The organism is Denitromonas iodatirespirans (genome assembly GCF_018524365.1).
GTDB classification, from domain to species: Bacteria; Pseudomonadota; Gammaproteobacteria; order Burkholderiales; family Rhodocyclaceae; genus Nitrogeniibacter; species Nitrogeniibacter iodatirespirans.
In genome coordinates, this window is sequence record NZ_JAEKFT010000003.1 from 38838 (window position 1) to 62963 (window position 24126).

Genomic DNA, 24126 nt, shown 5'->3' on the forward strand with positions numbered 1-24126 from the left:
TTGGGGAGGCTTACTCGCCCGACTTGCCGGCGCGCTTGCGCTCGTGTTCCTTGAGGTAGCGCTTGCGCAGGCGGATCGACTTGGGCGTGATCTCGACCAGTTCGTCGTCGGTGATGAATTCGATCGCCGACTCCAGGGTCAGCTTGATCGGCGGCACCAGGCGCACGGCTTCGTCGGTGCCCGAGGCGCGCACGTTGGTTAGCTGCTTGCCCTTGATCGGGTTGACCACCAGATCGTTGTCGCGGGTGTGGATGCCGATGACCATGCCTTCGTACAGCGCATCGCCCGGATTCACGAACATGCGGCCGCGATCCTGCAGGTTCCACAGGGCGTAGGCAACGGCGGCGCCGTCGTTCTGCGAGATCAGCACGCCGTTGCGACGGTCGGCCATCGTGCCGGCCATGGGGCCGTAGTCGTCGAACACATGGCTGGCCAGGCCGGTGCCGCGGGTCATGGTGAGGAACTCGCCCTGGAAGCCGATCAGGCCGCGCGCGGGGATGCGGTACTCGAGGCGCACGCGCCCCTTGCCGTCGGGCTGCATGTCCTGCAACTCGCCGCGACGGCGGCCGAGTTCTTCCATGACGCTGCCCTGGTGGTCTTCTTCCACATCCACCGTCAGCATTTCGTAGGGTTCGCTCTTGACGCCGTCGATGTCCTTGAACACCACGCGCGGCCGGCCGACGGCCATTTCGTAGCCTTCGCGGCGCATGTTTTCGAGCAGGATGGTCAGGTGCAGTTCGCCGCGACCGGAGACTTCGAAGACTTCGGAGTCTTCGGTGAAGTTGACCCGCAGGGCGACGTTCTTGAGCAGTTCCTTTTCCAGGCGCTCGCGAATCTGGCGGCTGGTGACGAACTTGCCTTCGCGGCCGGCGAGCGGCGAGGTGTTGACCAGGAAGTTCATGGTCAGCGTCGGCTCGTCGACCGCGATGGGCGGCAGCGGGGCAGGGGCGTCGGGAGCGCACAGAGTGACGCCGATGTTCACCTGCTCGATGCCCGACACCAGGATGATGTCGCCGGCCTCGGCCGATTCGGCCGAGCTGCGATCGAGGCCCTTGAAGGTCAGCACTTGGCCGACCTTGGCCTTGCCGCGGTTCTCGTCGCCGTACATGACCACCACTTCCTGGTTGGGCTGGATGCGGCCGCGGCGCACGCGGCCGATGCCGAGCTGGCCGATGTAGGTGGAGTAGTCGAGCGAGCAGATCTGGATCTGCAGCGGCGCGTCGGCGTCGACGTCGGGCTGTTGCACATGCTCGAGGATGGCTTCGAACAGCGGCTTCATGTCGGTGCCCGGCTTGTCGGCGTCGAGCATGGCGTAGCCGTTGAGCGCGGAGGCGTACACCACCGGGAAGTCGAGTTGCTCTTCGGTGGCGCCGAGCTTGTCGAACAGGTCGAAGGTGTGGTCGATCACCCAGTTGGGGCGCGAACCCGGACGGTCGATCTTGTTGATCACGACGATCGGCTTGAGGCCCATGGCCAGCGCCTTGCGGGTCACGAAGCGGGTCTGCGGCATCGGGCCTTCGACCGCATCGACCAGCAGCAGCACGCCGTCGACCATCGACAGCACGCGCTCGACCTCGCCGCCGAAGTCGGCATGCCCCGGGGTGTCGACGATGTTGATGTGGGTGTCGCCGTACTGGATGGCGCAGTTCTTCGACAGGATGGTGATGCCACGCTCTTTTTCGAGATCGTTGCTGTCCATCACGCGTTCGGACACGGCCTGGTGGGCCGCGAAGGTGCCCGACTGGCGCAGGAGTTGGTCGACCAGGGTGGTTTTGCCGTGGTCAACGTGAGCGATGATGGCAATGTTGCGAATGGAGCGGGACATGAAAGCGCCGGAAGTGTTTGAAAAGGGGCGGATTCTATCATGCTCCGTCGCATTGCAGCAGGCTTCCGCCGGAAGGTGAACGCGAGATGTCGGGTGCCTGCGTGCTAAAATCCACGCCTTTTTTCGAAGCAGCAGGAGTGCTCTGGATGCTGGCCATCATCGGCGGAAGCGGTCTGACGCAATTGGCGTCTCTTGAAATCACCCGTCGCGAAGTGGTGCGCACGCCCTATGGCGAGCCGTCCGGCGCGTTGACCTTCGGCGAAGTGTGCGGCCAGCCGGTCGTCTTTCTGGCACGGCACGGCTATGGGCACACCATCCCGCCGCACATGGTCAACTACCGCGCCAATCTGTGGGCGCTCAAGCATGTGGGCGCGCTGGGCGTGATTTCGGTGGCCTCGGTGGGCGGTATCCGTGCCGATTTCGGGCCGGGGGTACTGATCGTGCCCGACCAGATCCTCGACTACACCTGGGGCCGCAAGAGCACCTACTTCGATGCGCTCGACCAGCCGGTGCACCATGTCGACTTCACCCATCCCTACGATGCATCGCTGCGCCAGCGCCTGCTGGCAGCGGCGGCCAAGGCGGGCCAGCCGATCTACGACGGCGGCGTGTATGCGACATCTCAAGGGCCACGCCTGGAGACGGCGGCCGAGATCAACCGCTTCGAGCGCGACGGCGCCGATGTGGTGGGCATGACCGGCATGCCCGAAGCGGTGCTGGCGCGCGAGCTGGAGCTGCCTTACGCGGCGATCAACGTGGTGGCCAACTTTGCTGCCGGTCGGGCGTCGAGCGAGCAGGGCATCAGCTTCGACAGTATCGAGGTGGTGCTGCACGAGGCAATGCTGCGGGTGCGCTGCATCCTCGACAGCCTGTGCGGCGAAGCGGCCTGAGAGCCGCGTTTCGTGCGTCTCAGATCGTCAGTTTCTCGGCCAGATCCCGCTCGACCTTGAGGGCGTGGGCGTCACTCGATAGCCCGCGCCCGGTCACCAGGAAGGTGTCTTCGACCCGCTCGCCGAGGGTCGAAATCTTGGCGGCCAGCACCGACACCTCGTGATAGGCCAGGGTGTCGGCGATATCGAAGAGCAGGCCGGGCCGGTCGGCCGCGGTCAGTGTCAGGATGTAGTGCTTGCCGCTGTCGTCGGCCCGTAGCCGCACCGCCGGCGTCACCGGGAAGTGGCGCACCTTGCGCGACAGCCGGGTGTCGGTGGGGCGGTCGATCGGCGCATCGGTGCTCAGCCGGGTGATCAGTTCATGCTCGATCAGCGCGATGTGTTCGCGGTAGTGGGCATCGCCGCCCGGATCCTGCAGCACGAAGCTGTCGAGCGCGAAGTTGTGGCGGGTGGTGTGCACCTTGGCGTCGAGAATGGTGTAGCCGAGCTTGCCGAAGAAACCGCACAGGCGCTTGAACAGATCGCGCTGATCATGGGTGAACACCATCACCTGCAGCCCCTCGCCACCTTCGCTCAGGCGCGCCTTGACCACCGGTTCCGGGCTGTCGGGGCGGTGGTAGAGGTGGCGGGTGTGCCAGGCGATTTCGTCCGCCGAGTGGCGCATGAAATACACCGAATCGAGCTTGGCCCATAGCGCGTTCTCGGTACCCGGGCGCAAGCCGAAATAGCGCAGGATGCGCGCGGCGTCCTGTTGGCGATCATCGAGGCCGAGGGCCTCGGCGGCCGAGGCACCGCGCAGCAGGCGCTGAGTGGCATGGAAGAGGTCTTCGAGCAGGCGCGCCTTCCAGCCGTTCCAGACTTTCGGGCTGGTGCCGCGGATGTCGGCATGGGTGAGCAGGTAGAGCGCGATCAGCCGCTCCTCGTTGCCCACCCGCTCGGCGAAGCGCTCGACCACGGCCGGATCGGTGATGTCTTCCTTTTGCGCCACATGCGACATGACGAGGTGGTTCTCGACCAGCCATTCGACCAGCGCCGTGTCGGCCGGATCCATGTCGTGCTGTTCGCAGAAATTGCGTGCGTCGACCATGCCCAGCTTGGAGTGGTCGCCGCCGCGCCCCTTGGCGATGTCATGGAACAGCGAGGCGACATAGAGCAGCCAGTGATCCTGGTAGGCCAGCATCAGGCGCGTCATCAGCGGGTATTCGTGGGCATGCTCGCCCATGGTGAAGCGGCGCAGATTGCGCAACACCATCATGGTGTGCTGGTCGACGGTGTAGACGTGGAACAGGTCGTGCTGCATCTGGCACGAAATCTTGCGCCAGGGCGGCAGGTAGTTGCTGAGAATGCCGTACTGGTTCATGCGCCGGAAGTTGTGCACGATGCCGCGCTTGGCCTGGAGCAACGACAGGAAACGTGCGCGGTTGGCCGGATCGGCGCGGAAGCGGGCATTGATGCGGCGTCGGTTGATCCACAGCGCGCGCAGAGTACGGGCCGTCATGCCGGTCAGTTCGGAGCGCTGCTGCAGCAATTCGAAGGCTTCGAGCATGGCGCCGGGCGTCTGCTCGAACAGATCGTCGCGGCGGATGTCGAGCAGGTCACGCACGCTTTGGAAGCGTTCGTTGATGAACAGCGGCGCAGCACGTTCCTTTTCGAAGAACACGTCGCGGTAGTTCAGCAGCAGCAAGGTGTTGAGCTGCATCACCTTCTTGGCGGTGAGGTAGTAGCGCTGCATCAGGACCTCGGCCGCGCGCTTGCCGGCGGTGGGCTTGATGCCGAAGGCCTTGGCGAGGTTTTCCTGGTGGTCGAACAGCAGCCGGTCTTCGGCGCGCCCCGCCAGCAGGTGCAGCCGGATGCGCACATGCTGCAGGAAGCGCTCGGCCGAGCGCAGCTCGTTGGCTTCCTCGGCGGTGATCAGCCGTCGGCGGGCCAGATCGCGCCAGTTGTCGCCCAGCCCGGCCGCGCGGCTGACCCAGCCGAGAATCTGCAGATCGCGCAGCCCGCCCGGGCTCTCCTTGCAGTTGGGCTCCAGGGCATAGGGGCTGTCCTGGTAGCGGGCATAGCGCTGTTCCTGCTCGCGCTCCTTGGCGGCGAAGAAGGTGCCCACGTCGAGATCGGCATGAAGCCGGGTGTCGAGCGTATCGAACAAGGCGTGGGGGCCGCTCAGCAGGCGCTTTTCCAGCAGGTTGGTCTGGATGGTGACGTCCTGGTGCGCAGTGTCGATGCATTCGTCGACCGTGCGCACGCTGTGCCCGATGTGCAGGCCGATGTCCCACAGCGCGCCGACGAACCCGGTCAGCCGTGCTTCGTCCGCCTCGGCAATGGGGCCCGGGAGCAGGATGAGCAGATCCACATCGGAGTGCGGATGCAATTCGCCGCGGCCGTAGCCGCCGGTGGCGATCAGTGCGATGTCGGCCGGCAGGCCGTAGCTCTGCCACAGTCGCTTGATCACGCCATCGACCAGGGCGGTGCGCCCTTTCAGATAGGTTCGTGTGAGCGGGCGTTCGCGGTAGCTGGCCGCGAGCGCCTTTTCGCCGTCGCGGACGGTGTCGCGGGCAGCGCGGACGGCCGCCCGCAGCGGGTCGACGGCGGCCTGGACGGTCATGGCAGCAGCGAGTCGACGAGCGATGGCCGGCCCGGTGTGCCATCGGAAACCGTGAGCACCTCGACACCGGTTTCGGTGACCAGGATGGTGTGCTCCCACTGGGCCGACAGGCTGCGGTCCTTGGTGACGATGGTCCAGCCATCGGGCAGCTCGGAGATGGCCGCCTTGCCGGCGTTGATCATCGGCTCGATGGTGAAGGTCATGCCGGTCTTGAGCTCGGGCCCGGTGCCAGCGCGGCCATAGTGCAGCACCTGCGGGTCTTCATGGAAGTTCTTGCCGATGCCATGGCCGCAGAACTCGCGCACCACCGAAAAACCGTTCTCTTCGGCATGCTTCTGGATCACGGCGCCGATGTCGCCCAGGCGTGCGCCCGGCTTGACGGTGGCGATGCCCAGCCACATGCATTCATAGGTGACCTGGCACAGGCGCTTGGCCAGGATGGAGACATTCGAGCCGACCTGGAACATGCGGCTGGTGTCGCCGTGATAGCCATCCTTGATGACCGTAATGTCGAGGTTGACGATGTCGCCCTTCTTGAGCACCTTGTCGCTCGGCACGCCGTGGCAGACCTGATGGTTGATCGAGGTGCAGATCGACTTGGGGTAGGGCGTGTAGCCGGCCGGGGCATAGTTGAGCGGCGCCGGGATGGCTTGCTGCACATTCACGATGTAGTCGTGGCACAGGCGGTCGAGTTCCTCGGTGGTGACGCCCGGCTTGACATGGGGCGTGATGAAGTCGAGCACTTCAGAGGCCAGTCGGCCAGCCACGCGCATGCGCTGGATGTCTTCTGCATTCTTGATATCGATGGTCATGCTTTCTTCTGATGGGGCGGGGGGCTAAAGGTGGAAGGCTAGCGCATGGCGGCTCTGCCAGCAATCGCGCAGGCAAAACACGGCGCTGTCGCGCTTGAGCGTCGTAACGTAGCGCTGCTATACTTGCGAGCTTGCCTGATCGTGGTGGTCGGGCAAGATAAATCCACACGCCCGGTTTGAAACCGGAAAGGGTCTGTCCGCCATGCGGGCAGTAGCGGCCTCAGGGCTGCGTCCGGGCGGAGGCTTAACCCTTTAGGAGCACTTATATGTCGAATGTCACGATGCGCCAGATGCTTGAAGCCGGCGTTCACTTTGGTCACCAGACCCGTTTCTGGAACCCCCGCATGGCCCCGTACATCTTTGGCCAGCGCAACAAGATTCACATCGTCAACCTCGAGAAGACGATGGTCAAGTACCGCGAAGCGATGGATTTCATCCGCAAGCTGGCGGCCAACAAAGGCACCATCCTGTTTGTCAGCACCAAGCGCCAGGCGCGTGAAATCATCGCCGAAGAGGCGCAGCGTGCCGGCATGCCGTATGTCGATGAGCGCTGGCTCGGTGGCATGCTGACCAACTTCAAGACGGTCAAGCAGTCGATCAAGCGCCTGAAGGACATGGAAGCCATGGTGGAAGACGGTTCCATCGAGCGTCTGTCCAAGAAAGAAGCGCTGATGATGACCCGCGAGATCGAGAAGCTGCGCAAGAGTATCGGCGGCATCAAGGAGATGGGTGGCCTGCCGGACGCCATTTTCGTGGTCGATGTCGGCTACCACAAGATCGCCATCACCGAGACGCGCAAGCTGGGGATCCCCATCGTGGCCGTGGTCGATACCAATCACTCGCCCGAAGGCGTGGATTTCGTGATCCCCGGTAACGACGATTCCAGCCGCGCGATCCGTCTGTATGCCCGCGGCGCTGCCGACGCAGTGATCGAGGGGCGCAATCAGGCGGTCCACGAGATCGTGGCAGCCGGTGGCGACGAGTTTGTCGAAGTGGAAGAGGGTGCTGCTGACGAAGGTCAGGGCTAAGCCTGTCGGCTCCGTTCCACTGCGTATCAATCAAAGAATTCAGGAGTAAGCATGACGGCAATTACCGCAGGCATGGTCAAAGAGCTGCGTGAGAAGACCGACGCGCCGATGATGGAGTGCAAGAAGGCACTGACCGAAGCCGATGGCGATCTGGTCAAGGCGGAAGAGATCCTGCGCATCAAATTGGGCAACAAGGCCAGCAAGGCGGCCAGCCGCGTGACCGCGGAAGGCATCGTGGCGACATGGATCGCCGACGACGGCAAACTGGCGGCGATGGTCGAGCTCAACTGCGAGACCGATTTTGTGGCCAAGAACGACGACTTCCTGGCGCTCGGCAACAAGCTGGCCGAGCTGGTGGCCAAGCGCAACCCGGCCGATGTGGCCGAGCTGTCGGCGCTCGAAATCGACGGTCAGACCGTCGAGGCCGTGCGCGCCGCCCTGGTCGGCAAGATCGGCGAAAACATGTCGATCCGTCGTTTCGCACGTATCGAAACCGACGGCGCCGTGGCCAGCTACATCCACGGTGGTGCCAAGATCGGCGTGCTGGTCGATGTGATCGGTGGTGATGACGAGCTGGGTCGCGATTTGGCAATGCATATCGCCGCGAGCAAGCCGAAAGCGCTGTCGGCCGACCAGGTGTCTGTCGATCTGATCGAGACCGAGCGTCGTATCGCCACCGAGAAAGCCGCCGAGTCGGGCAAGCCTGCCGATATCGTGGCCAAGATGGTCGAAGGCACGGTGCAGAAGTTCCTCAAGGAAGTGACGCTGCTGGGTCAGCCGTTCGTCAAGAACGACAAGCAGACCATCGAGGCGCTGCTCAAGTCGAAGAACGCGTCGGTGGGCAGCTTCGTGCTGTTCATCGTCGGTGAAGGCATCGAGAAGAAGGTCGACGACTTCGCCGCCGAAGTGGCTGCCCAGGCGGCGGCTGCGGCCAAGAAGTAATTGCTGGAGACCGCTGCATGACAACCCCCGCGTACCGGCGCATCCTGCTCAAGTTGTCCGGCGAGGCCTTGATGGGTGACGATGCCTACGGCATCAATCCCGATGTGGTCTCGCGGATCGTGGGTGAAGTGGCTGAAGTGGCCCGCATGGGTGTGCAGGTGGGGGTGGTCATCGGCGGTGGCAACATTTTCCGCGGGATGGCCGGGGCTGCGTCCGGTATGGATCGCGCCACGGCCGACTACATGGGCATGCTGGCAACCGTCATGAATGCCATGGCGCTGGCCGATGCCATGCGCGCGGCAGGCGTGGTGGCACGCGTGCAGTCGGCGCTGAATATCGAGCAGGTTGTCGAGCCCTATATTCGCGGCAAGGCGATCCGCTACCTTGAGAACGGCCGCGTGGTCATTTTCGGTGCCGGGACGGGCAATCCGTTCTTTACGACGGATACCGCCGCCGCGCTGCGCGGAGCCGAAATCGGCGCGCAGATCGTGCTCAAGGCGACGAAAGTGGATGGCATCTATACGGCCGACCCGAAACGCGATCCCCATGCTGAGCGCTTCAGCCGGATCAGCTTCGACGAAGCCATCAGCCGCAATCTGCAGGTGATGGATGCCACGGCGTTCGCGCTGTGTCGCGATCAGAAACTGCCGCTCAATGTGTTCAGCATCTTCAAGCCCGGTGCGCTCAAACGCGTCGTGATGGGTGAAGATGAAGGCACTCTGGTCTACTGCTGAGGAAATCCGACATGATCTCTGAACTGAAAGCGGCCACCGAAAAGAAGATGAAGAAGTCGGTGGAGGCGCTGAACAACGACCTTGGAAAGATCCGCACGGGTCGCGCCCATACCGGCTTGCTCGACCATGTCATGGTCGACTACTACGGCAGCATGGTGCCCATCAACCAAGTGGCCAACGTCACGCTGGTCGACGCGCGGACCATCGGTGTCCAGCCGTGGGAAAAGAACATGGTGGGCAAGGTCGAGAAGGCCATTCGCGACTCCGATCTCGGGCTCAATCCGGCGTCGGTCGGTGAGCTGATCCGGGTGCCGATGCCGGCCCTGACCGAAGAGCGTCGGCGCGATCTGATCAAGGTTGTCAAGCAGGAAGGCGAGGGCGCCAAGGTGGCCATCCGCAACCTGCGTCGTGACGCCAACAGCTCGATGAAGGATGCGGTCAAGGACAAGCTCGTCTCGGAAGACGAAGAGCGGCGCGGTCAGGACGAGATCCAGAAGCTGACCGACAAGTACATTGCCGAGGTCGATGCGCTCCTGGCGCAGAAAGAACAGGACATGATGCAGGTTTGAGGCCGGCGTTTGCGCCACTCAAGCCTGAGTCACACGTTCCGGATGGCGACATCCAAGTTCACCAGCTCAACGCGCTCGATTCCCGAGCGCGATGACGGTCCGCGCCATGTGGCCATCATCATGGATGGCAATGGTCGCTGGGCACGTAAGCGCTTTCTGCCTCGGGTCGCAGGCCATGTGCGCGGCGTCGAGACGGTCCGCACCATCATCCGCTGCAGCATCGAACGCAAGGTGTCGCATCTGACGCTGTTCGCCTTCAGTTCAGAGAACTGGCGCCGGCCGGCCGAAGAAGTGAGCTTTCTGATGCAGCTGTTCATGCGCTCGCTCAAGAAGGAAATCGAGCGCATCCACGAGAACGACATTCGGTTTCGTGTGATCGGCGACCTGAGCCGATTCGATGCCTCGCTGGTGAGCATGATCCGCGATGCCGAGCGGCTCACCGAAAACAACACCCGTCTCAATCTGACCATTGCCGCCAACTACGGCGGGCGCTGGGACATTCTCCAGGCGGTCAACAAGCTGGTTGCCACCTCCGGGTCCGTAGAAGACATCACCGAAGAGGCGCTCGAGCCGCATCTGTCGATGGCCTTTGCGCCCGAGCCGGATCTATTCATCCGGACCGGCGGGGAGAAGCGCATCAGCAACTTCCTGCTGTGGCAGTTGGCCTACACCGAGCTGTATTTCACCGACACCCTGTGGCCGGACTTCGGCGATACGGCCTTCGATACGGCGCTGGCCTCCTACGGCAAGCGTGAACGCCGTTTCGGACGGACCAGCGAACAGCTCGAAGGCTCCGCCGGAGACGAAGGGGAGGCGCTTGCTTAAGGCGCGCGTCCTCACCGCCATCGTCATGCTGGCGGTGCTTTCCGTGGCATTGACTGCCTTCAATACCCAGGCGTGGATTGCCTTCATCGTGCTGATTGCTGCCCTCGCCGGCTGGGAATGGGGTGGTCTGGCCGGCTGGTCGATGCCGGCACGGATCGGCTACGGGGCCGGTCTGGGGGCCGTGCTTGGCGCCGTGGCGGTGCTGTCGGGGCTTGCCGAAGGGCGTGCCGATACACCGATTCTGCTGGCGGTTTTGCTGGTCTCGATCGTGTTCTGGCTAGCGCTGGCCTTTCCCTGGCTGGCGCGGCGATGGACCCTCGGCAGCGCAGCGCGCGCCGCGTTGGTTGGCGCGGTGGTGGTGGTGCCGACCGCCGTGGCCATGGTCTTCCTGCGCGAAGTGAGTGTCGGCTTGTTGCTCGCCGCCATGGCGGTGGTCTGGGTGGCGGACATCGCGGCCTATTTTTCAGGCCGCGCCTTCGGCCGGCGGAAGCTGGCGCCGGCGATCAGCCCCGGCAAGAGCTGGGAGGGCGTCTATGGCGCCATCGTGGCCGTCGAAGTGTATGGGCTGGTGCTGGCGATCGTGTCGGGCATTGAACTCTCGGCCGGTGTGCTGATCACAGGAGCCGTGGGATTGGCGGTGCTGACGGCCGTCAGCGTGATCGGTGATCTGTTCGAATCGCTGCTCAAACGGCAGGCCGGTATCAAGGACAGTAGCGGGTTGTTGCCGGGTCACGGCGGGATCCTCGATCGTATCGACAGCCTGACGTCGACGCTGCCGATGGTGGCGTGCGCGGTTCTGGTGTTGTCGCCCTGATCCTGAGCGCTACTCGCCGCTTGGCTGTCTCGAACCGATCGCAATGGCCGCTACACATGGCCGGAAATCTCAGTAGGCAGAGTATGCAAAGTTTGACCATCCTTGGCGCCACGGGCTCGATCGGTGTCAGCACACTCGATGTGGTGGCGCGACACCCGGAGCGCTACCGCATCTTCGCGCTGACCGGCCAGACCCAGCTGCCTCGTCTTGCGGCGCAGTGCAGTCGCTTTCAAGCTCGGTATGCCGTAGTCGGCGACGCGGCATCGGCCGCGCAGCTGGCGAGCTTGCTGCGCGACCTCGGTGCGAGCACCGAAGTACTGCATGGTCCCGCGCAACTCGCAGCGGTGGCCGAAGCATCCGAGGTGGACGTTGTCATGGCCGCCATCGTCGGGGCGGCCGGGTTGCGCCCGACGCTGGCCGCGGCCCGTGCCGGCAAGCGCGTTTTGCTGGCCAACAAGGAAGCGCTGGTGATGTCCGGCGCGCTCTTCATGGCGGCCGTCGAAGCCGGCGGGGCGACGTTGCTGCCGATCGACAGCGAGCACAATGCTGTCTTCCAGGCGCTGCCGCCGACCTATCGTCGCGATCCTGACGCGGTCGGTGTCCGGCGGATCTTGCTGACCGCCTCCGGCGGTCCGTTCCGCGACCGGGCGATCGAGTCGCTGGTGTCGGTCAGCCCGGAGGAGGCCTGCGCCCATCCCAACTGGGCGATGGGGCGAAAGATCTCGGTCGACTCCGCCACCATGATGAACAAGGGGCTGGAGGTCATCGAGGCGCACTGGCTGTTCGGTGTGCCGGCCGACCGCATCGAGGTGGTCGTGCATCGCCAGAGCGTGATTCATTCGATGGTCGATTATGTCGATGGCTCGGTGCTCGCACAGCTGGGCAACCCCGACATGCGCACACCGATCGCCCACGCGCTGGCCTTCCCCGAGCGGATCGATGCCGGGGTCAGCCCGCTCGATCTGTTCGCGACCGGTCGGCTCGATTTCGAGCAGCCGGATCCGCGCCGCTTCCCCTGTCTGCCGCTCGCCTATGCGGCCTTGCGGGCCGGGCGGGGCGTGCCGGCGGCCATGAACGCCGCCAATGAGGTCGCGGTCGACGCCTTCCTTGCCGGCCGGCTGGCCTACCTGTCGATCGCTCGCGTGGTCGAATCGGTCATGAACGCGATGGCCGGCGCCGGCGACGCGAGTCTCGAGGAGCTGGAGTCGGTCGATGCCGAGGCCCGGGCCTTGGCACAGTCTTGGGTGCACGCCGAAAAGGTGGCCTGATGGCGATCCTCAACTACCTCATCCCGTTCATCGTCGGCCTCGGGCTGCTCATCCTGATCCATGAGCTGGGCCACTACTCGGTGGCGCGCTGGTGTGATGTCAAGGTGTTGCGGTTCTCGGTCGGCTTCGGGCGCCCCTTGCTCAAGTGGCGCGCCGGCAAGGACCGCACCGAGTGGGTGCTGGCGGCGTTCCCGCTGGGTGGCTACGTCAAGATGCTCGACGAGCGGGAGGGTGAGGTATCCGATGCCGAGCGCCCGCGGGCTTTCACGCAGCAAAGCGTGTGGCGTCGTTTCGCGATCGTGGCCGCCGGCCCGCTGGCCAACCTGTTGCTGGCCGTCCTGCTCTACTGGGTGGTGTTCGTCGGTGGCGTCGATGAGTTGCGGGCGCGGATCGAGGTGACGGCGCCGGAGAGTGTGGCCGCGCAAGCCGGCTTCGTCTCGGGCGACGAGATCGTCCAGGTCGGCGATGCCGGCGTGCGCACCTGGCAGGAGTGGCGCTGGCAGTTGCTCAAGGCGGTGCTGGATGAGCCGGCCGTCGATGTGCTCGTGCTCACCGAGGACGGTCGGCGTGTGACGCGTCGGTTGCCGCTCGACGGCATCACCATCGACGAGGCCAAGAGCGATCCGGTCGCTCAATTGGGGCTTCGCCCGTATCGCCCCGTGATCCCGCCCGTGGTGGGTGAAGTGGTGCCCGATGGCTCGGCCGACAAGGCGGGGCTGCGTGTGGGTGATCGCGTGATCCGCATCGACCGGAAGGACGTGAGCGACTGGGCCGACCTGGTTCGGCGGGTGAGCGCCGCGCCTGGACAGGAAATGCAGTTCGAGTGGCTGCGCGACGGCGTTCACATGGAAAATGTGCTGACGCCGCAAGCGGTCGATCAGGACGGGCAGCAGATCGGGCGCATCGGAATCATGGTGGCGCCGCTGCCCGAGGGGCGCGACGCCTTGTTCGTGACCATCACGCACGGTCCGCTCGAGGGCCTGGTGAAAGCTGTCGGTCAAACCTGGGAGATGAGCACCTTCAGCCTGGCGATGATCGGCCGCATGATCACCGGTGATCTGTCATGGAAAAACCTCAGCGGCCCGGTGACCATTGCCGACTATGCCGGCCAGAGCGCACAGATGGGATTGGACCACTACCTGCGCTTTCTGGCGCTGATCAGCATCAGCCTGGGGGTCTTGAACCTGCTCCCGATACCGGTGCTGGATGGCGGGCATTTGCTGTATTATGTGATCGAAATGCTGCGAGGCGGCCCCGTCCCGGAACGCGTGATGGAGATCGGTCAGCAAGTCGGTCTTGCCCTGCTCGTCATGCTCATGGCTTTCGCTTTTTACAATGACATCAACCGCCTGATTTCTGGCTGATTCCTCAATGAAACTGAAGCTTCTTTCCGGGCTGCTCGCCGCCCTGTCCGTGGCCGCACCCGCGTTTGCGTTTGACACATTCGTCGTCAAGGATATCCGGGTCGAAGGCATTCAGAGAACCGAGGCCGGCACGGTGTTCAACTACCTGCCGGTCAAGGTCGGAGACCGGTTCTCCGAGGCGCAGGCGGCCGACTCGATCCGCGCGCTCTTCGCCACCGGTTTTTTCGATGACGTGCGCATCGAAGTCGAGAACGACGTGCTGGTGGTGGTGGTCGATGAGCGGCCCGCCGTCGCGCAGATCGACTTCTCCGGCGTCAAGGAATTCGACAAGGAAGCGCTCAAGAAGGGCCTGAAGGACGTCGGCCTCGGCGAGTCGCGCATCTTCGACCGCTCCGTGCTGGAGCGGGCCGAGCAGGAGCTCAAGCGTCAGTACCTCACGCGCGGCAAATATGCCGCCACGGTGCAGACCACCGTGACCCCGCTCGAGCGTAATCGCGTCGCCATCCGCTTCGACGTGGATGAGGGCGACGTGGCCAAGATTCGCCAGATCAAGATCGTCGGCGCCAAGCTGTTCGACGAGGAAGACCTGCTCGATCTGTTTGAGCAGACCACGCCGGGATGGCTGACCTGGTACACCAAGTCCGACCAGTACTCGAAGCAGAAGCTGTCGGGAGACCTGGAGACGCTGCGCTCCTTCTATCTGAACCAGGGCTATCTCGATTTCAGCATCGACTCGACCCAGGTGTCGATTACGCCCGACAAGAAAGACATCTACATCACCATTGCGGTGACCGAGGGCGAGAAGTACACCGTCTCCGGCGTATCCCTGACTGGCGACCTGATCCTGCCCGACGATGAGTATCGCGAGCTGGTCAAGGTGAAGGCCGGCGACGTCTTCTCGCGCGAAGCGCTGACCGCTACCAACAAGGCGATCACCGAGCGCCTGGGCAATGAGGGCTATGCCTTCGCCAACGTCAACGCGGCACCCGAAGTCGATCGCGAGAAGCACGAGGTGGCCTTCACCATCTTCGTTGATCCGGGCAAGCGGGTGTATGTCCGCCGCATCAATGTCGAAGGCAACGACCGCACCCGCGACGAAGTCGCGCGGCGCGAGATGCGCCAGATGGAAGGCGCCTGGTATGACGGCGAACGCATCAACAAGTCCAAGGTGCGCCTGGATCGTCTCGGCTTCTTCGAAGAAGTGGCGGTGCAAACCCCTGCCGTCCCGGGCACGACCGACCAGGTCGATGTGAACTTCAAGGTCAAGGAGCGCCAGACCGGCAACCTCTCGCTGGGCGTGGGCTTCTCCAGTGCGGACAGTGTCGTGTTGTCCGCCGCGGTGGCCCAGCAGAATCTGTTCGGTTCGGGCAACGCGCTGAACCTTCAGCTCAACACCAGCGCAAGTACCAAAACCTATTCGCTGTCCTACACCAATCCGTACTACACGGTGGATGGTGTCAGCCGCGGCTTCGATATCTACCAGCGAACCTATGACGCGGATTCGCTCGATCTGGCCCGCTACAAGACAAAATCCGCAGGTCTGGGCCTGCGCTATGGCTTCCCGATCGCCGAAGATGACCGGATCAACGTCGGTTTGTCCGTCGACCGCACCGAGGTGACGACCTTCGACGACAGCCCGGTCCAGTACAAGGACTTCGTCAGAGACTTCGGCAATACGGCGACGAGTCTGCTCGGTTCTGTCAGCTGGTCCCGCGATGGCCGCGACAGTCTGGTCTACCCGCGCAAGGGCGCCTACCAGCGTGTCTACCTTGAGGTGTCGATCCCGCCGGCCGAGCTGCGTTATGCCAAGACGTCCTATCAGCATCAGTATTGGTTCCCGATCGGCCAGGATTCGGCGTTCATGGTCAACGGCGAAATCGGCTGGGCGGTAGGGTACGGCGGCAAGTCCTTGCCGTTCTTCAAGAACTTCTACGCGGGCGGTATCGGTTCGGTGCGCGGTTTCAAGCAAAGCTCACTCGGGCCGCGCATTCCCAATACCGATGGCGATATCGATTCCGTGGGCGGCAATCGGCGGATTATCGCCAATGCCGAATACTACTTCCCGCTGCCGGGCACCGGCCGCGACCGCAGTTTCCGTCTGTCGGCCTTCTTCGATGCGGGTAATGTGTGGGGCCAGGACGAGAAGCTGTCGCTCAGCAAGTTGCGCTATAGTGCCGGCCTTGGATTCTCGTGGAGTTCACCGATCGGCCCGCTGAAGCTCAGTGTGGGCTTCCCGATCAAGAAGGAAGAGGACGACAAGATCCAGCGCTTCCAATTCCAGTTGGGCTCGGTGTTCTAACCCGGGTTATCCGGTGATATTTCGGAGGTTTGCGTGAAGGTTTCCCGATTTTCAGTCTATGTATTCGCGGCCCTGATGTTGGGCGCGGGCTCTGCCATGGCGCAGGCGCGAATTGGTTTCGTCAACTCCGAGCGCGTCATGCGCGAAGCGGCGCCGGCCGTTCAGGCGCAGCAGCGTCTCGAGAAGGAATTCGCCAAGCGTGACGCGGAGTTGCAGGGGATCGCCAAGGAATTGCAGGCGATGCAGAGCAATCTTGAAAAGAACAGCCTGACCATGCCCGAAGCGGAGCGTCGCAAGAGCGAACGCGACTTCGGCGATCTGAGCCGCGATTTTCAGCGTCGTCAGCGCGAGTTCCGCGAAGACCTCAACCAGCGGCGCAACGAAGAGCTGGCGACGGTGCTCGACCGGGCCAACAAGGTGGTCAAGAAGATCGCCGAGAGCGAGAAGTACGACATCATTTTCCAGGAAGCGGTTTACGCCAGCCCGAGCATCGATATCACCGACAAAGTGATCAAGGCGCTGGCCGAAAACCCGTAAGGGCAGTTCCGGCGCAGATGCGTATCGATGAGATCGTCGCCCAACTGGGCGGACAGCTGCTGGGTACCCCCGATACGCAGATCCGGGCGCTGGCGCCGCTGGAAACGGCCGGCCCCAGCGACATCAGCTTTCTGGCCAATCCCAAGTACCGCAAGCAACTCGACACGACGGCGGCCGGTGCGGTCATCGTCGGCAAAGGGCTGACACCACCGGCGGGCAAGAGCTATGTGGTGTGCGACGCGCCCTATCTGTACTTCGCGCGTGTTGCCCAATTGCTGCATCCCGAGCCCCAGGTGAAGGGCGGCGTGGACGCCGCCGCCACCGTGCGCAGCCCCATTCCGGCATCGGTGCGTGTCGAGGCCGGTGCGCATGTGGCCGAGTCTGTCGTGCTGGGCGAGCATGTGGTCGTTGGCGCCGGGAGCGTCATCGGCGCCGGCTCGACCATCGGCGCCGGGACACGGCTTTCGGCCAATGTCACGATCTACCCGGACTGCGTCATCGGCTCGGATTGCCGGATCCATGCCGGCGCCGTGATCGGTGCCGACGGGTTCGGCTATGCGCGCGAGCAGGATGGCCGCTGGGTCAAGATTCCGCAGACCGGGCGGGTGGTGATCGGCAATGATGTCGAGGTCGGCGCCAATACCACCATCGACCGTGGCGCCATGGACGATACGGTGATCGGCGACGGCGTCAAGCTGGACAACCAGATCCAGATCGCCCACAACGTCAAGATCGGTGCCATGACGGCGATCGCCGGCTGCGTCGGCATCGCCGGCAGCACACGCATCGGCGCGCGCTGCATGATCGGCGGCCAGGCGGGCATCATCGGGCATCTCGAGATCGCCGACGATGTGGTGGTGTCGGCCGGCACGCTGGTGACAAAATCGATTCGCAAGGCGGGGGTCTATACGGCCAACCTGCCCTTGCAGGCACATGGCGACTGGGTCCGGGAGTTTTCGCACCTGCGTCATCTGGACGCCATGGCCGCGCGCATTCGCGAACTTGAAAAACGACTGGACAAGGGAGAGGCCTCGTCGTGAGCACGCTAGATATCAATGAAATCGTCAAGTACCTGCCGCACCGGTATCCGTTCCTGCTGGTCGACCGGGTGCTCGAGCTTGAAGAAAACAAGCGCGTGGTGGCGATCAAGAACGTCACCGTGAACGAACCCTTCTTCCCCGGCCATTTTCCGAACCATCCGGTCATGCCCGGCGTGCTGATCGTCGAGGCGATGGCGCAGGCAGCCGCGGTGCTGTCCTTCAAGAGCATGGGCATCATGCCGGACGAGAACTCCCTGGTGCTGTTCGCCGGGATCGACAATGTCCGCTTCAAACGGCCCGTCACGCCGGGGGACCAGCTGGTGATGGAAGTCGAGATCGTCAACAGTAAGCGCAACATTTACAAATACCATGGCGTGGCCCGGGTCGATGGCCAAGTGGCCGCCGAGGCCGACCTGATGTGTGCGCTCAAGACCAAGCCATGATCCACCCCACCGCCATCATCCATCCCGACGCCCGGTTGGCCGACGGCGTCAGCGTAGGGGCCTACAGTCTCGTCGGTCCGCATGTCGAGATCGGTGCGAACACGCGTATCGGCCCGCATGTGGTGATCGAGGGGCACACGCGCATCGGTTGCGACAACGAGATCTTCCAGTTCTGTTCGATCGGCGCCTCACCGCAGGACAAGAAGTACGATGACGAGCCCACGCGGCTCGAGATCGGTGACCGCAACACCATCCGCGAGTTCTGTTCCTTCAATGTCGGCACCTCGCAGGACGCCGGGGTGACGCGTCTTGGCAACGACAACTGGATCATGGCCTATGTTCACGTGGCCCATGACTGCCAGGTCGGCGACCATACGATCTTCGCCAACAACGCGACGCTGGCCGGCCATGTGCACGTCGGCGACTGGGCCATTCTCGGCGGCTTCACCGGCGTGCACCAGTTCGTGCGCGTCGGCGCGCATTCCTTCTGCGGCGTGGGTACCGTGCTGCTCCAGGATCTGCCGCCCTATGTCACGGTCTCCGGCAATCCGGCCCAGCCGCATGGCATCAACAGCGAAGGGCTCAAGCGTCGCGGCTATACCTCGGAATCGATCATGGCGATCAAGCGCGCCTACCGCAGCCTCTATCGCGCCGGCCTGAGCCTCGACGAGGCCCGCAAGGCCATCGCCGAGGCGGCGCTCGAGCACGAGGCCGTCAAGCCGTTTGCCGACTTCATCGCGGTGTCGAACCGCGGCATTGTCCGCTGAGATCATGGGCGTACGCATCGCCCTTGTCGCGGGCGAAGCCTCCGGCGACCTGCTCGCCGCCCATCTGATCGCCGCACTCCGGGCCCGGCTGCCCGACCTGCACTGTGCAGGCATCGGCGGGCCGAAGATGGAGGCGGTCGGCTTCGAGGCGTGGTGGCCCTACGACCGCCTGGCGGTGCACGGCTATGTGGATGCGCTCAAGCGCTACCGCGAACTATCGGGGGTGCGGCGCGCGCTGCTCAAACGCCTGCTCGACGATCCGCCGGACGTGTTCATCGGCGTCGATGCGCCCGACTTCAACCTCTGGCTCGAGCAGCAGCTGCGCCGCCGCGGCGTGTGTACGGTGCATTTCGTCAGCCCCTCGATCTGGGCCTGGCGCGGCGGGCGCATCAAGCGCATCCGCACAGCCGTCGATCACATGCTCTGCCTGTTTCCGTTCGAGCCGGCCATCTATGATGCGGCGGGCGTCCCGGCCACTTATGTCGGCCATCCGCTGGCCGATACGTTTCCGCTTGAACCCGATCAGGACGAGGCGCGCGAGCGCCTGCAACTGCCGCCACAGGCACCGGTGTTCGCCTTGCTGCCGGGCAGTCGTGAGTCCGAGGTCGCCAACCTGGCGCCGCTGTTCATCGAAACGGCCAAGTACCTGCTCGATCGCTACCCGGCGGCGCGCTTTCTCGTGCCGCTGGCCACGCGCGAAACCCGGGTGTTGTTCGAAAAGGCGCAGTACGCGGCCGAGGCGCACGATCTGCCCTTGAGCCTGCTCTTCGGCCATGCGGTCGATGCCATGACGGCCGCCGACGTCGTGCTGGTGGCGAGCGGCACCGCCTCGCTCGAAGCCGCGCTGCTCAAGCGGCCGATGGTGATCGCCTACCGCATGGGCGCTTTGCAGTACCGGCTCATGAAGCGTATGGCCTATCTGCCCTGGGTCGGCTTGCCCAACATCCTGTGCCGGGAAAGCGTCGTCCCCGAAATGCTGCAGGACAACGCCACGCCGGCGGCGCTGGGCGAGGCGCTCGCCCGCTGGTTCGACGACGCCGACGCGCGCCGGGCACTGGCCGAACGCTTCACCGAGTTGCATCACACCCTGCGCCAGGACACGGCCCAGCGCGCGGCCGACGTCATCCTGCCGCTGATCGGAGCCTCGCGTGACAGCTAACGCACGACTGATCTGCGGCGTCGACGAAGCAGGGCGGGGGCCGCTGTGCGGTTCGGTGGTGGCCGCAGCGGTGATTCTCGATCCGGCCCGTCCGATAGCCGGCCTGGCCGATTCCAAGAAGCTCACCGAAAAGCGGCGCGACCAACTGGCCCCGATCATCCGCGAGCAGGCGCTGGCCTGGGCGGTGGCGGAAGCCAGCGTGGAGGAGATCGACCGGCTCAACATCCTGCATGCCACGATGCTGGCCATGAAACGGGCCGTCGAGGCGCTCAGTGTTGCGCCGGACGAAGTGCTGGTCGATGGCAATCGCTGCCCGCAGATCGCCTATCCGGTGCAGGCGGTGGTCAAGGGCGACGCGCTGGTGGCTGCCATCTCGGCCGCCTCGATCCTCGCCAAGACGGTGCGCGATGCGCAGATGCTTGCGCTCGATGCCGCGTACCCGCAGTATGGTCTGGCCGCCCACAAGGGCTATCCGACCGCCGCGCACCTGGCGGCGATCCGCCGTCATGGCGTGGCAGACTTCTACCGCAAGAGCTTCGGTCCGGTCCGCGCGTTGTGGCTCAATCCGCCCCTGTTCGAGGCCTGAGACCATGATCTCTTCCCATCTGCTGCTGTTCATCCATCTGCTCGCCGTCATCATCTGGGTCGGCGGAATGGCCTTCGCCTATCTGTGCCTGCGCCCCGCGGCGGGCGTACTCGCGCCGCCCGACCGCCTGCGCCTGTGGCACGGCGTGTTCGCGCGCTTTTTCCCGATGGTGTGGGTGGCGGTGATCGCCATCCTGGCCAGCGGATTTGCCGGCATCACCCAGGTGGGATTCGCCGCGGCGCCGCGCGCCTGGCATGTGATGATGAGCGTCGGCTTGCTGATGGTCGTCGTCTACCTGTATGTGTGGATCGGCCCCTGGCAACGTCTCCGAGCGGCCGTGGCGACCCAGCGCTGGCCCGACGGCGCCGCGGCGCTGGGTCGGATCCGCCAGGCGGTGGCCATCAATCTCGGCCTCGGCCTGCTCAACGTGGCTGTGGCGACGCTCGGCCTGGCGGCATGATCGTCATCCAGTCGCGTGACAATCCGCTGGTCAAGCGGGTCCATGCGCTGTCCACCTCCGGCCGGGAACGGCGCAAGCAAGGCCTCACCGTGCTCGACGGCGCGCATCTGGTCGCCGCGGCGCTGGACGCCGGTGTCGGCGTGTGCCAACTGGTCGTCAGCGAGAGCGGCTTGGCCAGCGAAGAGCACCAGGCGTTGATCGCCCGGCTCGACCGCCTTTGCCCGCAAGCGACCTTGCCGGACAAGCTCTTTGCTCATGTCAGCGGGCTCGACACACCGTCCGGCCTGCTGGCGCTGATGGCGACGCCGGCGCTCGGCGCGCCGGTGGCCACTGTCGCGCAATCCGTGGTGGTGCTCGACGGCGTCCAGGACGCGGGCAACCTCGGTACCTTGCTGCGCACCGCCGCGGCCGCCGGCATCCAGCACGCCTGGCTCACCGAGGGCTGCGCGCAGGCGTGGTCGCCGCGCGTGTTGCGCGCCGGCATGGGAGCGCACTTTCTCATGAAAGTGTACGAGCGGGTGGATGCCGTCTCGCTCCTGGCGGATTTTCCCGGCCCGGTCATGGCAACCGTGCTCGGCGCGCGCAGCCAGTCCCTCTACGCCGTGGATCTGGCCGCGCCGACCGCCTGGCTGTTCGGCGCAGAGGGGCGGGGCCTGTCTCCGGCCCTGCTGGCGCGGGCGACTTGCCATGTGCACATTCCCATGCCGGGCGCCATCGAGTCGCTCAATGTCGCCGCTGCCGCGGCCATCTGCCTCTTCGAACAGGTCCGTCAGCAGGGCTGAGCGGCGCCGGACGTGACGGCTATCACGTTTGGGGCGAGTGCGTTCGAAACTTCTATCATGTTTTATTACGCTTTGCCGTAAACATGCGCGGAGGGATGGGAATCCTTCCGTAGCCATAACAATGCGTTAGCCCCTGCATGCCGATAGACGGGAAAATCCGCGGCGCTTGCAGCGAGTCCACAACTGGAGACATTCATGATGCTTGCCTATGCCAAAACGGCTAAGGGCGTGGCGGAGGTCGAGACGCGTGCCGACCGCCTCAAGCCTGCGCTTCGACGCCTGCTGATTCTCGTCGATGGCAAAAAAACCCTGGACATTCTCAAGTCGATGGTTGGTATCGACACCATCGACGAGCCGCTGACACAGTTGCTCGAAGGCGGTTACATCGAGCCGGTCGGTGCAGCGACCGAGTCCGCCGCCGAAGCGGCTCCGGCCTCGAGTGCGAAGGTATTCGATCTGGCCAGCCTGCCGGCCGAGCGCGATCCGAAGGATCTCGACAAGGCCCGCAACTTCATGATCAACACCCTCAAGCATTTCCACGGGCCCTACACCAAGCTCGATCTGATGCGTCAGGTTCAGGCCTGCGAAACGCATGACGCCTTGCGGGCGCTGTACGCCGACTGGCTGCGCTGCATGCATGAGTCGATCATGGCCGAGCGGCGGCTCGACGAACTCAACCAGCAGCTGTTCGACGTCCTGTAGGCGTCAGCCGAGGCGGTTATCGGCCAGATGGTAGTGGGGGTCTTCCATCAGGTTGACCTCGACCATGTCGCGCGCGCGGCCCAGTAGGTCGCGGCAGTCGGGGCTCAGGTGACGCAGATGCAGGCGTTTGCCCTGCGCCCGGTAGCGTTCGGCCAGGCTGTCGATGGCCTCCAGGCCCGAATGGTCGACCACGCGTGCGTGGCGGAAATCGACCACCACATCCTGCGGGTCGGTGCGCGGCGAGAACAGGCCGTGGAAGTTCTGGGTCGAGGCGAAGAACAGCGAGCCGTGCAGATCGTAGATCTTCCAGCCGTGTTCCTCGGTGCCCACGTCGGCGCGGATCTGCTTGGCGTGTTGCCAGGCGAAGACCAGCGCCGAGATCACCACGCCGAACAGCACCGCGATGGCCAGATCGGTGAACACCGTCACCACCGTGACCGCCACGATCACGAAGGCATCGTGACGCGGCACCTTGCGCAGCACCCGCAGGCTGGCCCATTCGAAGGTCTTCTCGGCCACCACGAACATCAGCGCGATCAGTGCAGCGAGCGGGATCTGTTCGATCAGCGGTGAGGCGAAGAGGATGAAGCTGAGCAGGAACAGCGCCGCGGCGATGCCGGACAGCCGGCTGCGCGCGCCGTTGTCGATGTTGATCATGCTCTGGCCGATCATCGCGCAACCGCCCATGCCGCCGAAGAAACCGGTGATCACGTTGGCCACGCCCTGGCCGACGCATTCGCGGTTCGGGCGGCCGCGGGTGTCGGTGATCTCGTCGATCAGGTTCAGCGTCAGCAGCGATTCGATCAGGCCGATGGCCGCCAGGATGGCGCTGTAGGGCAGGATGACGCTCAGCGTCTCCCAGTTGAGCGGCACCATCGGAAGATGGAAGCTCGGCAGCCCGCCTTCGATCGAGGCCAGGTCGCCGACGGTGCGGGTGTCGATCCCGCCGAAGATGACCACCAGCGACACCACCGCGATGCCGGCCAGCGACGCCGGCACGGCGCGGGTCAGCCGCGGCATGAGATAGATGATGACCATGGTCAGCACGATCAGCGCCCCCATGGTGTAGAGCGCCTCGCCCTGCATCCAGCGCAGCGCGCCTTCGGCATCGGCCACCTTGAAGTGCCCGAACTGCGCCAGGAAGATGACGATCGCCAGGCCATTGACGAAGCCCAGCATCACCGGATGCGGCACCATGCGGATGAACTTGCCGAACTTCATCAGCCCGAAGGCGATCTGCAGCACGCCCATCAGCACCACGGTGGCGAACAGGTACTCGACACCGTGGGTCGCCACCAGCGCCACCATCACCACCGCCAGCGCGCCGGTGGCACCCGAGATCATGCCCGGGCGGCCGCCGATGAGGGCGGTGACCAGACCCATCATGAAGGCCGCGTAGAGGCCGACGAGCGGATGCACGCCGGCGACGAAGGCGAAAGCGATGGCTTCGGGCACCAGGGCGAGCGCGACGGTCAGGCCGCTCAGCAGGTTGGTCTTGATTTGTTCGGGCGTCAGTGTTGCGGACACGGCAACTCCAGGGGCTGGCGTCAGCGATCCCGGCCCGCGGGCGGCGGGCAGAGTCAACGGCGGCAGGCGGGCGGTGTCCGGCGATGGCCGGGCGAGGGGCACTGCGGCGCGCGTCAGCGCGTGGGATCGATCAGTCGGGGAAAAATATCGT

At 64.5% G+C, this 24126-nt stretch carries 23 protein-coding genes; 19 read left to right on the plus strand and 4 right to left on the minus strand.

What is annotated here, in order from left to right; translation table 11 throughout:
• Positions 1-10: 10 nt before the first annotated feature.
• A complete protein-coding gene (typA, locus tag I8J34_RS03115; RefSeq protein WP_214359916.1) occupies positions 11-1825 on the minus strand; it encodes a translational GTPase TypA in 1815 nt (604 codons plus the stop codon).
• Between the two features lie 146 nt (positions 1826-1971).
• Here typA and I8J34_RS03120 point away from each other — a divergent pair, with 146 nt between their 5' ends.
• On the plus strand, positions 1972-2715 hold the full coding sequence (locus tag I8J34_RS03120; protein ID WP_214359917.1) for an S-methyl-5'-thioinosine phosphorylase: 744 nt from the start codon (positions 1972-1974) through the stop codon (positions 2713-2715).
• A 19-nt stretch (positions 2716-2734) separates the two neighbouring features.
• Here the strand turns inward: I8J34_RS03120 and I8J34_RS03125 are convergent, their stop codons facing one another.
• Both I8J34_RS03125 and map read right to left on the minus strand, forming a co-directional pair.
• A complete protein-coding gene (locus tag I8J34_RS03125) occupies positions 2735-5317 on the minus strand; it encodes a [protein-PII] uridylyltransferase (protein WP_214359918.1) in 2583 nt (860 codons plus the stop codon).
• Positions 5314-6129 (minus strand): type I methionyl aminopeptidase, encoded by an 816-nt coding sequence (gene map / locus I8J34_RS03130; RefSeq protein WP_214359919.1) that lies wholly within the window; start codon positions 6127-6129, stop codon positions 5314-5316. The genes I8J34_RS03125 and map overlap by 4 nt, the downstream gene beginning before the upstream one ends.
• A gap of 266 nt (positions 6130-6395) precedes the next feature.
• Here map and rpsB point away from each other — a divergent pair, with 266 nt between their 5' ends.
• The 18 genes from rpsB (at position 6396) to I8J34_RS03220 (ending at position 22448) form a co-directional block, all read left to right on the plus strand.
• Positions 6396-7157, plus strand: coding sequence for a 30S ribosomal protein S2 (gene rpsB, locus I8J34_RS03135; RefSeq protein ID WP_214359920.1), 762 nt, complete (start codon positions 6396-6398; stop codon positions 7155-7157).
• A 51-nt stretch (positions 7158-7208) separates the two neighbouring features.
• Positions 7209-8099, plus strand: a complete 891-nt coding sequence (tsf, locus tag I8J34_RS03140) for a translation elongation factor Ts (RefSeq protein ID WP_214359921.1) — start codon at positions 7209-7211, stop codon at positions 8097-8099.
• 17 nt (positions 8100-8116) lie between these two features.
• Positions 8117-8833 carry a UMP kinase gene (gene pyrH, locus I8J34_RS03145; RefSeq protein WP_214359922.1) on the plus strand — a complete coding sequence of 239 codons (717 nt, stop codon included), beginning with the start codon at positions 8117-8119 and terminating at the stop codon, positions 8831-8833.
• Positions 8834-8844: 11 nt separating this feature from the next.
• Positions 8845-9402: a ribosome recycling factor gene (gene frr, locus I8J34_RS03150; RefSeq protein WP_214359923.1), complete on the plus strand. Its 558-nt coding sequence runs from the start codon at positions 8845-8847 to the stop codon at positions 9400-9402.
• A 42-nt stretch (positions 9403-9444) separates the two neighbouring features.
• Positions 9445-10227, plus strand: coding sequence for a polyprenyl diphosphate synthase (gene uppS, locus I8J34_RS03155; RefSeq protein WP_214359924.1), 783 nt, complete (start codon positions 9445-9447; stop codon positions 10225-10227).
• Positions 10220-11041, plus strand: a complete 822-nt coding sequence (locus tag I8J34_RS03160; RefSeq protein ID WP_214360133.1) for a phosphatidate cytidylyltransferase — start codon at positions 10220-10222, stop codon at positions 11039-11041. The genes uppS and I8J34_RS03160 overlap by 8 nt, the downstream gene beginning before the upstream one ends.
• Positions 11042-11124: 83 nt before the next feature.
• Entirely contained in the window at positions 11125-12309 is a 1185-nt protein-coding gene (gene ispC, locus I8J34_RS03165) for a 1-deoxy-D-xylulose-5-phosphate reductoisomerase (RefSeq protein WP_214359925.1), read from the plus strand.
• Positions 12309-13673, plus strand: coding sequence for an RIP metalloprotease RseP (gene rseP, locus I8J34_RS03170; RefSeq protein WP_214359926.1), 1365 nt, complete (start codon positions 12309-12311; stop codon positions 13671-13673). The genes ispC and rseP overlap by 1 nt, the downstream gene beginning before the upstream one ends.
• A 7-nt stretch (positions 13674-13680) precedes the next feature.
• Positions 13681-15972, plus strand: coding sequence for an outer membrane protein assembly factor BamA (gene bamA / locus I8J34_RS03175; RefSeq protein WP_214359927.1), 2292 nt, complete (start codon positions 13681-13683; stop codon positions 15970-15972).
• A 33-nt stretch (positions 15973-16005) separates the two neighbouring features.
• The gene (locus I8J34_RS03180) at positions 16006-16509 is read left to right on the plus strand and encodes an OmpH/Skp family outer membrane protein (protein WP_214359928.1); all 504 of its coding nucleotides are present in this window, start codon (positions 16006-16008) and stop codon (positions 16507-16509) included.
• 17 nt (positions 16510-16526) lie between these two features.
• Positions 16527-17549 (plus strand): UDP-3-O-(3-hydroxymyristoyl)glucosamine N-acyltransferase, encoded by a 1023-nt coding sequence (gene lpxD / locus I8J34_RS03185; RefSeq protein WP_214359929.1) that lies wholly within the window; start codon positions 16527-16529, stop codon positions 17547-17549.
• A complete protein-coding gene (fabZ, locus tag I8J34_RS03190; RefSeq protein ID WP_214359930.1) occupies positions 17546-17992 on the plus strand; it encodes a 3-hydroxyacyl-ACP dehydratase FabZ in 447 nt (148 codons plus the stop codon). The genes lpxD and fabZ overlap by 4 nt, the downstream gene beginning before the upstream one ends.
• The gene (gene lpxA, locus I8J34_RS03195) at positions 17989-18759 is read left to right on the plus strand and encodes an acyl-ACP--UDP-N-acetylglucosamine O-acyltransferase (protein WP_214359931.1); all 771 of its coding nucleotides are present in this window, start codon (positions 17989-17991) and stop codon (positions 18757-18759) included. The genes fabZ and lpxA overlap by 4 nt, the downstream gene beginning before the upstream one ends.
• A 4-nt stretch (positions 18760-18763) precedes the next feature.
• A complete protein-coding gene (gene lpxB, locus I8J34_RS03200) occupies positions 18764-19918 on the plus strand; it encodes a lipid-A-disaccharide synthase (protein ID WP_214360134.1) in 1155 nt (384 codons plus the stop codon).
• On the plus strand, positions 19908-20504 hold the full coding sequence (rnhB, locus tag I8J34_RS03205) for a ribonuclease HII (protein WP_214359932.1): 597 nt from the start codon (positions 19908-19910) through the stop codon (positions 20502-20504). Before lpxB ends, rnhB begins: the two co-directional genes overlap by 11 nt.
• Positions 20505-20508: 4 nt before the next feature.
• Positions 20509-20964 carry a CopD family protein gene (locus I8J34_RS03210; RefSeq protein WP_214359933.1) on the plus strand — a complete coding sequence of 152 codons (456 nt, stop codon included), beginning with the start codon at positions 20509-20511 and terminating at the stop codon, positions 20962-20964.
• The gene (locus I8J34_RS03215; protein WP_214359934.1) at positions 20961-21746 is read left to right on the plus strand and encodes a TrmH family RNA methyltransferase; all 786 of its coding nucleotides are present in this window, start codon (positions 20961-20963) and stop codon (positions 21744-21746) included. The genes I8J34_RS03210 and I8J34_RS03215 overlap by 4 nt, the downstream gene beginning before the upstream one ends.
• Positions 21747-21941: 195 nt before the next feature.
• Positions 21942-22448 carry a hypothetical protein gene (locus tag I8J34_RS03220; RefSeq protein WP_214359935.1) on the plus strand — a complete coding sequence of 169 codons (507 nt, stop codon included), beginning with the start codon at positions 21942-21944 and terminating at the stop codon, positions 22446-22448.
• 3 nt (positions 22449-22451) lie between these two features.
• Here I8J34_RS03220 and I8J34_RS03225 read toward each other — a convergent pair whose 3' ends face one another.
• Positions 22452-23975 carry a SulP family inorganic anion transporter gene (locus tag I8J34_RS03225; RefSeq protein WP_230411688.1) on the minus strand — a complete coding sequence of 508 codons (1524 nt, stop codon included), beginning with the start codon at positions 23973-23975 and terminating at the stop codon, positions 22452-22454.
• Positions 23976-24126 lie beyond the last annotated feature (151 nt).